The following is an 11,028-nucleotide window of genomic DNA, read 5'->3' on the forward strand; positions in this document are numbered from 1 at the left end:
GAGCGGCTGAGCCGGAGGAGGTGAGGCGGATGTCACCAGGTAGTCCCCACCAACCCGTCCCGCCCACTTCCCGCGGCGTCCGCCCGAGCTGATCCCGGCCCGGCGCGGGCTTGCTGCGGCTCCGTCCCGAGGAGCCGTCATGAACCTGTCCCTGCCCGGCCGCCTGAGCCTTCCGGCCACCTTCCGCTCGGTACCGCTGCGCCGCGCGCCGTGGTCTCCGGCAACCGCGCCCGCTCCCACCACCCCCTCCACGTCCGCCGACCCGCTGGCCGCGGCGATCGACTGGGCGCACTACGTGGACGGACGGCGCCAGTCCGATATCGACTTCGCCACGGCCTGTGCCCGCGCCGAGGCCGGGTCCGGGTTCGTCTGGCTGGGCCTCTTCGAGCCGTCGGCCGACCAGCTGGACGCGCTGCGCGACGTGTTCGGCCTGCACCCGCTCGCCCTGGAGGACGCCGGCAACTCCCGGCAGCGACCCAAGCTCGAGCGCTACGACGACGGGACTCTCTTCCTCTCCCTGCGCACGCTCGGCTACGTCGACACCGACGTCCGTGGCGAGGGCGGCGAGATCGTCGAGACCGGGACGGCAACAGTCCTGGCCGGCCAGTGGTACGCGCTCACCGTCCGCCATGGCCGCTACGGAGCGCTGCAGCCGGTGCGCCGCCATCTCGAGGCCCGTCCCGAGCACCTGGCCCGGGGCCCGATCGCCGTCCTGCACGCCGTCGTGGACAGCGCGGTCGACGACTATCTGCGGGTCGCCGACGAGGTCTCCGACGACGTGGAGGAGATCGAGAGCCACGTGTTCGCCGTTCGCGGCACCCCACAGGTCGAGCGGATCTACCAGCTCAAGCGCGACCTGATCGAGATGAAGCGGACGGTGGCCCCGCTCAACGCCGCGGTGCGAAAGCTCGCCGAGGCCCAGGACGACAGGGAGATGCGCCAGTACTTCCTCGACGTCCACGACCATCTCGAGCAGGTGCGCGAACAGGTGGGCAGTTACGACGAGCTGATGTCGTCGATCCTGCAGGCGGCGGTCGCCCGGCTGTCCGTCTCCGAGAACGAGGACATGCGCAAGATCTCGGCCTGGGTGGCGATCGCGGCCGTACCGACGATGGTGGCCGGCATCTACGGGATGAACTTCGAGTTCATGCCCGAGCTGCACAGTCCCTGGGGCTATCCGGTGGTCATCGCCGGCATGGTCGCCGTCTGCCTGCTGCTGTACCGGAACTTCCGCCGCCAGGGCTGGCTGTAGGGCGCCGTGGGACGCGTCCACGCCGAGCACGACCACCCTTCGCGGGCAGCCCGGGATCCCGCCTCGGCGAAGCACCATTTCTCATAGGTCAGACCATTCGTCTCACGACTGTCCGTAATCCACCCGTTACGACGATCTGTAGTAGGAGGTCTGACAGGATGGATCCATGAGTCAGCGAACCATTGGTGTGACCGAGGTCGCCCTCCGCGACGCGCACCAGAGCCTGATGGCGACACGTATGGCCCTCGAAGACATGGTCGAGGCGTGCGAGGACATCGACCAGACGGGCTACTGGAGCGTCGAGTGCTGGGGTGGCGCCACCTACGATGCGTGTATCCGGTTCCTCAACGAGGACCCCTGGGAGCGGCTGCGGACCTTCCGCAGGTTGATGCCGAACTCCCGCCTCCAGATGTTGCTGCGCGGTCAGAACCTGCTCGGCTACCGCCACTACGAGGACGAAGTGGTGGAGCGGTTCGTGGACAAGTCCGCGGAGAACGGCATGGACGTCTTCCGCGTCTTCGACGCACTGAACGATCCCCGCAACATGGCCCACGCGATGCAGGCGGTCAAGAAGACCGGAAAGCACGCCCAGGGCACCATCTGCTACACGATCTCCCCGCTGCACACGGTCGAGGGCTTCGTGCACCTGGCCGGTCAGCTGCTCGACATGGGCGCCGAGTCGCTGGCGCTGAAGGACATGGCCGCGCTGCTGCAGCCGCAGCCCGCGTACGACATCATCCGTGGCATCAAGGAGACCTACGGCGAGGACGTCCAGATCAACGTCCACTGCCACTCCACCACGGGTGTCACGCTGGTCACGCTGATGAAGGCGATCGAGGCCGGCGCCGATGTCGTCGACACCGCGATCAGCTCGATGTCGCTCGGGCCGGGCCACAACCCGACCGAGTCGCTCGTCGCGATGCTCGAGGGGACGCCGTACACGACCAACCTCGACCCGGAGCGGCTCACCAGGATCCGCGACCACTTCGCGAAGGTCCGTCCGAAGTACAAGGAGTTCGAGTCGGCCACCCTCGTGGACACCGACATCTTCTCCAGCCAGATTCCCGGCGGCATGCTCTCGAACATGGAGAGCCAGCTGAAGGCCCAGGGCGCCGGCGACCGGATCAAGGAGGTGATGGCCGAGGTCCCGCTGGTCAAGGCGGACGCCGGCCACCCGCCGCTGGTCACCCCGTCCAGCCAGATCGTCGGCACCCAGGCCGTGTTCAACGTCCTGATGGGCAAGTACAAGGTGATGACCGGCGAGTTCGCCGACCTGATGCTCGGCTACTACGGCGAGTGCATCGGGGAGCGCAACCCCGAGGTCGTCGCGATCGCCCAGGCGCAGGCCAAGAAGGAGCCGATCACGGTCCGTCCGGCCGACCTGCTGCCCCCGGAGTGGGAGAAGCTGGTCGGCGAGGCCGCCAAGCTGGAGGGCTTCGACGGCACCGACGAGGACGTGCTCACCTACGCGATGTTCCCCGGCGTCGCACCCGGCTTCTTCAGTGCCCGTGACGAGGGCCCGAAGAACGTCGGCAAGACCGAGGAGCAGTTGAAGGCCGAGGCGGACGCCGCCAGTGGCGCGGCCAATGCCGTGCGTGGCCCGATCAAGTACAAGGTCTCCCTCGGCGGGCGCGAGAGCACCGTCACCGTCGAGATGGCGTGAGGGTAGGGACGAGATGAGCAACAAGCCAGTAAGCATGAAGAAGCGGGTCGCCGACCTGCTCCAGGCCCGCACCACCGCCCGGCTCGGCGGCGGGGAGACCCGCCTGCAGAAGCAGCGCGACGGCGGCAAGCTGACCGCGCGCGAGCGGATCGACGCCCTGATCGACCCGGACAGCTTCCAGGAGATCGGCCTGTTCCGGAAGAACCGGACGGTCACCTTCGGCATGGACACCGCCGACCTTCCGGCCGACGGTGTCGTGACCGGCAGCGCCACCGTGCTCGGGCGCCCCGTGCACGTCGCCAGCCAGGACTTCACCGTGATGGGCGGGTCGGCCGGCGAGGTGCACAACCAGAAGGTCGTCGAGATGATGGAGGCGGCCCTGGAGACAGGCACGCCGTTCCTCTTCTTCAACGACTCCGGCGGCGCTCGCGTCCAGGAGGGCATCGACTCCCTGTCCGGCTACGGCAAGGTGTTCTACGCCAACGTGCTGCTCTCGGGCGTGGTGCCGCAGATCTCGATCATCGCCGGCCCCTGCGCGGGCGGCGCGGTCTACTCCCCGGCCCTGACCGACTTCATCATCCAGACCCGCAAGGCCCACATGTTCATCACCGGGCCGAATGTGATCAAGCAGGTCACCGGTGAGGATGTCAGCCAGGATCAGCTCGGCGGCGCGGACACCCACATGTCGGTGTCCGGCGTGAACAGCTTCGTCGCCGACGACGACGAGCAGGCGATCCTGATCGCGAAGAAGCTGCTCAGCTTCCTGCCGCAGAACAACACCGAAGAGCCCCCGATGATCGACGGTGACTACAGCGTGGAGTACGACCCCTCGCTGCACGACGTCGTCCCCGTGGACGGCAAGCAGGGCTACGACGTCCGTGACGTGATCGCCAAGATCGTCGACTACGGCGACTTCCTGGAGGTGCAGGCCGGCTACGCGATGAACATCGTCGTCGGCTTCGCCCACATCAACGGACGCAGCGTCGGCATCGTGGCGAACCAGCCGAACGTGATGGCCGGCGTGCTGGACATCAACGCCTCCGACAAGGGCAGCAAGTTCGTCCGGTTCTGCAACGCGTTCAACATCCCGATCCTCACCCTGGTGGACGTCCCCGGCTACCTGCCGGGCGTCGCCCAGGAGTACGGCGGCATCATCCGCCACGGCGCGAAGATGCTGTACGCGTACTCCGCGGCCACCGTCCCGAAGATCACGGTGGTGCTGCGCAAGGCCTACGGCGGCTCGTACCTGGCGATGGCAGCCAAGGACCTGGGCGCCGACAAGGTGTTCGCGTGGCCGACGGCCGAGATCGCCGTGATGGGCGCCGAGGGCGCCGCAGCTGTGGTGTTCCGCAAGGAGATCGCGGCGGCGGAGGATCCCCAGGCGCGGCGCGAGGAACTGGTCGATGAGTATCGCGAGACCTTCTCCACTCCGTTCATGGCGGCCTCCCGCGGTCTGGTCGACGACATCATCGATCCGGGCGACACCCGCCGGAAGGTGGCCATGGCTCTGGAGCTGCTGGCCACCAAGCGCGAGTTGCGGCCGGCCAAGAAGCACGGCCTCGGGCCGGTGTGATCGCCATGGACGAGGCTGAACTGCTCGAGCTCGTCAGAGGGCTCACCGAGCGGGTGGAGGGGCTCGAGGCGAAGATCAAGCGCCTCGAGGTGCATGCCGACGACGTGCCCGAGGAGACCCTGGTCGCGATCGCCGCTGCGGTCGCCGCCTACCTCGGGCACCGTGCGCGGCGCCGCCAGCCGCACTTCACGACGGGACGCAACTGGGCGTCGAACACCCGGCGTTCCCAGCACACCCACCACCCGCTGTACACCCGCTGAGAAGGAAGACCAATGAGACTGAAAGTGAATGTCAACGGGGTTCCCTACGACATCGACGTCGAGGTGGAGGAGCCGGAGGCTCCCCAGCTCGGTTCGATCGTGATCGGTGGGGGCAGCGGGTCCATCGCCGCCCCGTCCACGGCATCGGTGCAGGCGACGTCGGCCAACGCCGTGGTCGCGCCGCTGGCCGGATCGGTGGCGCGCGTCCTCGTCGAGGAGGGCCAGCAGATCGAGGCCGGCGAGGTGCTGCTGGTGCTCGAGGCGATGAAGATGGAGACCGAGATCACCGCGCCGAAGGCCGGCACGGTGGGCAAGGTCCTGGTCGAGAAGGGCACGGCCGTCCAGGCCGGAGAAGGGCTCATCGAACTCGACTGAGCAACGTCCGATTGACCGCGACGGCCCGTCCCCTCACCGGGGCGGGCCGTCGTGCTGTACAGGCCTGTCGTGGGTGCTGCCGTCCGGTCCCGGTAGGGTCGCCGGCATGGCACGGATTGCGTTCCTCGGGCTCGGCCGGATGGGGTCGGGCATGGCCTCACGTCTGCTCGGCGCCGGGCACGACCTGGTCGTGTGGAATCGGACGCGGGAGCGCTGTGTCCCCTTCGGCGAGCGCGGAGCGCGGGTGGCCAGGACGCCCGCTGAGGCTGCGACGGACGCCGACGCCGTCCTCGTGATGGTCGGGGACGACGACGCGTCCCGGACCGTGTGGCTCGGCGAGGACGGGGTGCTGGCCGGCCGGCCGCGTCCCGGGGCACTGGCGGTCGAGTGCTCGACGCTGTCGCACGCCTGGGTCAAGGAGCTGGCCGCCGCCGCACGCGCAGCCGGCCTCCGGTATGCCGACGCGCCGGTCACGGGCCTGCCGGCCGCGGCCGCGGCGGGACGGTTGACGCTGCTGGTGGGCGCGGATCCGGACGATCTGGCCGCGGCGCGTCCGCTCTTCGACGCCATCGCCGACCAGGTGTTCCACTTCGGGCCGGTCGGGTCGGGGACGGCCTACAAGCTGATCGTGAACCTGATCGGTGCGGTCCAGATCGCCGGGGCGGCCGAGGGACTGGCGATGGCCGAGCGGGCGGGCCTCGACCTCGACCAGGTCGTGGCCGCGCTGTCCGGCGGTCAGGCCGCGAGCCCGCAGGTGGTGCGCAACAGCCGCCGGATGGTCGCCGGCGACCACCAGCAGGACGTGGTGTTCTCCGGGTGCCTGCGGCGCAAGGACACCGACTACGCGCTGCGGTTCGCCGGCGAACTCGGCGTCGCAGCCCCCTTCGGACGGGTCGCGATCGACGGCCTCGACGAGCTGATCGCGTCCGGCCTGGGCGAGGCCAACGAGAGCGCCGTCATCGAGGTCGCCCGCCGCCGCACGCCTGCCTGACCTTCGGGCCGCCCACGCTTCGGCACGACCCGAACCGGCCCGCGGCTGAACGGGGGCCGGGAGGGGCGGCCGCGGCGCTCAGGCGTAGCTGCCGCGGAAGACCTTGTGCTGGGCGGGCTGGGCGACCGGACGGATCGTCAGGCGGTCGATGTTCACGTGCGCGGGCCGGGTCGCCATCCAGGTGATCGCCTCGGCGACGTCCTCGGCCGACAGCGGCCCGGGAACGCCGGCGTAGACAGCGTCCGCACGGGCCTGGTCGCCGCCGAAACGGGTCAGCGAGAACTCCTCGGTCGCGACCATGCCCGGGCAGATCTCGGTGATCCGGACCGGCTGGTCGAAGAATTCCAGGCGCAGGGTGCCGGCGATCATCCGCTCGGCCGCCTTCGCCCCGCAGTAGCCGGCACCGCCCTCGTAGGGCCCGTCCGCGGCGACGGAGGTGACGAACACGATCGCACCCCGGGCGGCCACCAGCGCGGGCAGGAGGGCGCGGGTGACCTTCTCGGTGCCGATCACATTGACCTCGTACATGCGCCGCCAGGCGTCGACGTCGGCCGCGGCCACCGGTTCCTGGCCGAACGCGCCGCCGGCGTTGTTCACCAGCACGGCGAGCTCGGGGCCGGCCGCGGCGACCAGCGCGTCGACGTCGGTGTCCGCGGTCACGTCGCAGGCGAGCGCCCGGCCGCCGATCTCCGCGGCCAACGACTCGATCCGATCAGCCCTGCGGGCCGCGCAGATGACCTCGAAACCCTCGGCGGCGAGCCGGCGGGCTGTGGCGGCGCCGATCCCGCTGCTGGCTCCGGTGACGACGGCGATTCCGCGTGAACTCATACCCCGATTCTGCCAGCGGGGCGATCGGCGCGGAGCCTTCGGCGGGTGCTGTGGACGGCTCTGGCCCCCGCCGGCGGCGTGACCGCTACGATTGGGTCGCAAGAGCCCGTCGGCATTGCCGCGGGCTTGTCTCACGCAAAGGGGCAGGCAGATGCCGGGAATCGTGGTCGTCGGCGCGCAGTGGGGCGACGAGGGCAAGGGCAAGGCCACCGACCAGCTGGGCGATCGGGTCGACTACACGGTCCGCTACTCCGGCGGCAACAACGCCGGGCACACCCTGGTGGTGAACGGCGAGAAGTACGCGCTGCACCTGCTCCCCTCCGGCATCCTGAACGACTCGGTGCCCGTGATCGCCAACGGCGTCGTGATCGATCTGGACGTGCTGTTCGAGGAGATCGACGGCCTCAATGCTCGCGGCGTCGACACCTCGAAGCTGCTGGTGAGCGCCAACGCCCACGTCATCGCGCCGTATCACAAGGTGATGGACAAGGTCACCGAGCGGTTCCTCGGCAACCGCCGGATCGGCACCACCGGACGCGGCATCGGCCCCGCCTACTCCGACAAGATCAACCGGCTCGGCATCCGGGTGCAGGACCTGTTCGACGACTCGATCCTGCGGCAGAAGGTCGAGGCCGCGCTGGAGCAGAAGAACCACCTGCTGGTGAAGGTGTACAACCGCCGCGCGATCGACGCCGCAGAAGTCGCCGACGAACTCCTCGCGCACACCGCGCGGCTGCGTCCGATGGTCGCCGACACCGTCCGCGTCCTCAACACCGCTCTGGACGCCGGCCAGGTCGTGCTGTTCGAGGGCGCCCAGGCCCACCATCTCGACGTCGACCACGGCACCTACCCCTACGTGACCAGTTCCAACCCGATCGCCGGTGGCGCGAGCACGGGTGCCGGCGTCGGCCCCACCCGGATCGACCGCGTGATCGGAATCATGAAGGCCTACACCACCCGCGTCGGGGAGGGCCCGTTCCCGACCGAACTGCTGGATGCGGACGGGGAGAAGCTGCGCCAGGACGGGGCCGAGTTCGGCACCACGACCGGACGCAACCGCCGCTGCGGCTGGTTCGACGCGCTCGTCGTCGAGGCCGCCGTGACCGCGAACGCGTTCACCGACATGTTCCTGACCAAGCTCGACATCCTGACCGGCTGGGAGAAGATCCCGGTCTGTGTCGGCTACGAGGTGAACGGCGAGCGCACCACCACGCTGCCGATGACCCAGACCGACTTCCACCACGCCGTGCCCGTGTACGAGTACCTGGACGGCTGGACCGAGGACATCTCCGGCTGCCGGGAATTCTCCGATCTGCCCAGGAACACGCAGGCGTACGTCCGCCGGCTCGAGGAACTGGTCCGGTGCCGGATCTCCGGCATCGGCGTCGGCCCCTCCAGGGAACAGGCGGTCATGCTGCACGACCTGCTGTGAGCGATGGCCAGGCGACCTCGGACCCCGACCCCCTGGTGGGTGCCGGTCCTGCTCGGTTTCCTCGGCCTCACCGCGTGCTTCCTCACCATCGCCTACCTCACCTGGGTGTGGGTGAACGGGCAGTTCTACTGGCTGGGGATCGTGATGGTCGCCCTCAATCTCGCAGCGACCGTCGCCGCGGTGCTCGCCACGGGCATGGACGCCCGCACCGGCCGGGTCTCCTGGCGGTGGTGGACGATCCTCGGCCTGCTGGTGCTGTTCAGCATGGCGCTGTTCGGCTTCATGGACCGGTGGGCGCCCCGCTGAGCGCGGTCCGGGCGCGGTCCAGTGCTGCGGGCGTCGCGCCGCCCGCAGCGAGCGCGAGGAGGGCGGCGCCGACGATCGGAGGGTGGGCGAGCGTCACCAGGCGTGAACCCGGTGCGACCTGGGCGATGCCGGCGGCGATCCTCGTGTCCAGCAGCTGGTTGCCTGCCTGGAGGACGCCGCCGCCGAGCACGACCGGGATCGGGCGTCCGGCGAGGTCGAGGCGTCGGACGCAGGCCCGGACATAGGCGACGACCTCGTCCGCCTGTCGTGCGACGACCGAGCGGGCGACCGTGTCCCCGGCGTCCGCCGCGGCGAACACGGCGGGAGCGAGGGTCGAGAGGCGGTCAGACTCGAACTCGCCGAAATGGAGGCGCTCGATCAGCTCCGCGATCGACGCCACGCCGGTGCCGTCCCGGACGACGCCGGTGAGCGCCGTCCGCGGCCCCCGCCCGTCCTCGTCGCGGGCCGCGTGCCACAGCGCCTCCGCGCCCAGGCCGGAACCACCGCCCCAGTCGCCGGAGATGTGGCCGAGGGCCGCGAACCGCGCGGTCGCCCCGTCCGACCGCACCCCGACGGCGTTCGACCCGGTCCCGCAGACCACGGCCACCGCGTCCCTGGCGTCGGTGCCCGCGCGGAGCAGGGCGAACAGGTCGTTGTCGACCAGGCAGTCTCGGGCCCACGGCAGCCCGGAGATCGCCGCGACGTACGCGGCGTGCTCGCGGGGCAGGTCGATGCCGGACAGGTACAGCTCGGCCCGCCGCACGGGGTGGCCGGCTGCGACCGCGGCGACGAGCTCGTCGACCACGGCCACCGACCGCTCCAGCCCGAGCTGCTGCGGGCTGGAGGACGGCCCCCGCCGATGGGCGAGCAGCGATCCGGTGACCCCCAGCGCCACCGCGTCGGTCTTGGTGCCGCCGCCGTCGACGGCGACGATCACGGGCTCTAGGCCCATGGCAGGAACCGTGCGTTCGCGGCGAGCAGCGCGTCGGTGAGCTTCTCCGCCCGCTCGTGCTGGAGCACGAGCGGGTGCGCCCGCATCGCCCGCAGCACCCGGTCGCGACCGCCGTGGACGGCGGCGTCCAGCGCCAGTCGCTCGTAGCCGGCCACCGCTGCCACCAGGGCGGCGAGGTCGTCGGGCAGCGGGGCGACCGGCTCGGCGACGAAGCGTCCCTCGACGAACCGGGCCGGCACCTCGATGACGTGGTCGTCGGGAAGGTTCGGCAGCACCCCGTCGTTGCGGAGGTTCACCACCCGCGGTGGCCCGGGGACGCCGCGCATCGCGTCCAGCAGTTCGACCGCAGCCTCCGAGTAGAAGGCGCCGCCGCGCCGCTCGAGCGCCTCCGGCTTGGTGTCGACGGCAGGGTCGGCGTAGAGGGCGAGCAGCTCGTCCTCGATCGCCTTCACGGCCTCCGCCCTGGTCGGCTCGCGCAGCTGCTCGGCCAGCACCTCGTCGTGCGCGTAGTAGTAGCGCAGGTAGTAGGACGGCACCATGCCGAGCTGGGTGAGCAGGGCCGGCGCCAGTTCGACGTCCTCGGCCAGGTCGCCCAGGTGCGCTGCCAGCAGGCCCGGCAGCCGGTCCTCGCCCCCGACCCAGACATTGCGCTCCCAGGTGAGGTGGTTGAGGCCGACATGGCCCAGGGCGACCTCGTCCGCAGCCACGCCCAGGGCGGCGGCGAACCGGCGCTGGAAGCCGATCGCCACATTGCACAGCCCGACCGCCCGGTGCCCGGCCTGCAGCAGCGCCCGGGTGACGATGCCGACCGGATTGGTGAAGTCGACGATCCACGCGTCGGGGCGGGCGCGCCGGCGGACCACCTCGGCGATGTCGAGCACCACCGGCACCGTGCGCAGCGCCTTCGCGAACCCGCCCGGACCGGTCGTCTCCTGCCCGATGCAGTGCACGTCGTGCGGCCAGGTCTCGTCGGCCTGCCGGATGTCCTGGCCGCCCACGCGCAACTGCAGCAGCACCGCGTCCGCGCCGTCCACGCCGGCGTGGAGATCGGTGGTCGGAACGATCCGCGCGGCGTGGCCGGCGCGCGCCAGCATCCGCTTCGCGATCCCCGCCACCGGTGTGAGCCGGTCGAGGTTCGGGTCGACGAGGTGGATCTCCTCCAGCGGCAGGCCGGTGCGGGTGAACCCGTCGATCAGTTCCGGGGTGTACGTCGATCCGCCGCCGACGATGGCGAGCTTCATCAGTCCTCCTTGGTTGCGGACGCGACGATGGCGTCCTCGAGACGGTCGCGGATGCCGGCGACGAGCAGCCGCCGGGCGCCCCGCAGAACGGGTCGCTCGCCGGCCCTGGCCGGCTGGACGGGCAGCTCGCGGCGACGCCCGAGCCGGTCGCGGAC

General features: G+C 70.6%; 11 protein-coding genes. 8 read left to right on the plus strand and 3 right to left on the minus strand.

The genetic code is table 11. From position 1 onward, the window contains the following. The first annotated feature begins 139 nt into the window (after positions 1-139). The 6 genes from corA to QM633_RS02940 all read left to right on the plus strand — a co-directional run bounded on the left by corA (position 140) and on the right by QM633_RS02940 (position 6,114). Entirely contained in the window at positions 140-1,252 is a 1,113-nt protein-coding gene (gene corA / locus QM633_RS02915; protein WP_415152226.1) for a magnesium/cobalt transporter CorA, read from the plus strand. Positions 1,253-1,418: 166 nt separating this feature from the next. Further along, positions 1,419-2,915 (plus strand): methylmalonyl-CoA carboxytransferase subunit 5S, encoded by a 1,497-nt coding sequence (locus QM633_RS02920; RefSeq protein WP_415152227.1) that lies wholly within the window; start codon positions 1,419-1,421, stop codon positions 2,913-2,915. Positions 2,916-2,949: 34 nt separating this feature from the next. After that, positions 2,950-4,488, plus strand: a complete 1,539-nt coding sequence (locus QM633_RS02925) for an acyl-CoA carboxylase subunit beta (RefSeq protein ID WP_415152236.1) — start codon at positions 2,950-2,952, stop codon at positions 4,486-4,488. A 5-nt stretch (positions 4,489-4,493) separates the two neighbouring features. Further along, positions 4,494-4,748, plus strand: coding sequence for a hypothetical protein (locus tag QM633_RS02930; protein ID WP_415152228.1), 255 nt, complete (start codon positions 4,494-4,496; stop codon positions 4,746-4,748). Between the two features lie 12 nt (positions 4,749-4,760). Further along, entirely contained in the window at positions 4,761-5,123 is a 363-nt protein-coding gene (locus QM633_RS02935) for a biotin/lipoyl-containing protein (protein WP_415152229.1), read from the plus strand. A 106-nt stretch (positions 5,124-5,229) separates the two neighbouring features. Next, positions 5,230-6,114, plus strand: coding sequence for an NAD(P)-dependent oxidoreductase (locus tag QM633_RS02940; RefSeq protein WP_415152230.1), 885 nt, complete (start codon positions 5,230-5,232; stop codon positions 6,112-6,114). Between the two features lie 78 nt (positions 6,115-6,192). Here QM633_RS02940 and QM633_RS02945 read toward each other — a convergent pair whose 3' ends face one another. Then, positions 6,193-6,942: an SDR family oxidoreductase gene (locus tag QM633_RS02945; protein ID WP_415152231.1), complete on the minus strand. Its 750-nt coding sequence runs from the start codon at positions 6,940-6,942 to the stop codon at positions 6,193-6,195. Between the two features lie 151 nt (positions 6,943-7,093). Here QM633_RS02945 and QM633_RS02950 point away from each other — a divergent pair, with 151 nt between their 5' ends. Next, positions 7,094-8,374 (plus strand): adenylosuccinate synthase, encoded by a 1,281-nt coding sequence (locus tag QM633_RS02950; protein ID WP_415152232.1) that lies wholly within the window; start codon positions 7,094-7,096, stop codon positions 8,372-8,374. Between the two features lie 3 nt (positions 8,375-8,377). Next, the gene (locus QM633_RS02955; protein WP_415152233.1) at positions 8,378-8,680 is read left to right on the plus strand and encodes a hypothetical protein; all 303 of its coding nucleotides are present in this window, start codon (positions 8,378-8,380) and stop codon (positions 8,678-8,680) included. Here QM633_RS02955 and QM633_RS02960 read toward each other — a convergent pair. Further along, complete coding sequence (locus QM633_RS02960; protein ID WP_415152234.1) at positions 8,655-9,632, minus strand: N-acetylglucosamine kinase; 978 nt, start codon at positions 9,630-9,632, stop codon at positions 8,655-8,657. The two genes, QM633_RS02955 and QM633_RS02960, sit on opposite strands and share 26 nt — an antisense overlap. After that, positions 9,623-10,873: a 6-phospho-beta-glucosidase gene (locus tag QM633_RS02965; RefSeq protein WP_415152235.1), complete on the minus strand. Its 1,251-nt coding sequence runs from the start codon at positions 10,871-10,873 to the stop codon at positions 9,623-9,625. The genes QM633_RS02960 and QM633_RS02965 overlap by 10 nt, the downstream gene beginning before the upstream one ends. Positions 10,874-11,028 lie beyond the last annotated feature (155 nt).

Origin of the sequence: Propionicimonas sp. (genome assembly GCF_047606205.1) — a bacterium.
Taxonomy (GTDB): domain Bacteria; phylum Actinomycetota; class Actinomycetes; order Propionibacteriales; family Propionibacteriaceae; genus Propionicimonas.

What these genes read in the sequence shown, in the direction of transcription:
- QM633_RS02965 (WP_415152235.1), bottom strand. Translation starts at nt 10,873, where the DNA reads ATGAAGCTCGCCATCGTCGGCGGCGGATCGACGTACACCCCGGAACTG.
- QM633_RS02935 (WP_415152229.1), top strand. Translation starts at nt 4,761, where the DNA reads ATGAGACTGAAAGTGAATGTCAACGGGGTTCCCTACGACATCGACGTC.
- QM633_RS02950 (WP_415152232.1), top strand. Translation starts at nt 7,094, where the DNA reads ATGCCGGGAATCGTGGTCGTCGGCGCGCAGTGGGGCGACGAGGGCAAG.
- QM633_RS02945 (WP_415152231.1), bottom strand. Translation starts at nt 6,942, where the DNA reads ATGAGTTCACGCGGAATCGCCGTCGTCACCGGAGCCAGCAGCGGGATC.
- QM633_RS02930 (WP_415152228.1), top strand. Translation starts at nt 4,494, where the DNA reads ATGGACGAGGCTGAACTGCTCGAGCTCGTCAGAGGGCTCACCGAGCGG.
- corA (WP_415152226.1), top strand. Translation starts at nt 140, where the DNA reads ATGAACCTGTCCCTGCCCGGCCGCCTGAGCCTTCCGGCCACCTTCCGC.
- QM633_RS02920 (WP_415152227.1), top strand. Translation starts at nt 1,419, where the DNA reads ATGAGTCAGCGAACCATTGGTGTGACCGAGGTCGCCCTCCGCGACGCG.
- QM633_RS02960 (WP_415152234.1), bottom strand. Translation starts at nt 9,632, where the DNA reads ATGGGCCTAGAGCCCGTGATCGTCGCCGTCGACGGCGGCGGCACCAAG.
- QM633_RS02925 (WP_415152236.1), top strand. Translation starts at nt 2,950, where the DNA reads ATGAAGAAGCGGGTCGCCGACCTGCTCCAGGCCCGCACCACCGCCCGG.
- QM633_RS02940 (WP_415152230.1), top strand. Translation starts at nt 5,230, where the DNA reads ATGGCACGGATTGCGTTCCTCGGGCTCGGCCGGATGGGGTCGGGCATG.
- QM633_RS02955 (WP_415152233.1), top strand. Translation starts at nt 8,378, where the DNA reads ATGGCCAGGCGACCTCGGACCCCGACCCCCTGGTGGGTGCCGGTCCTG.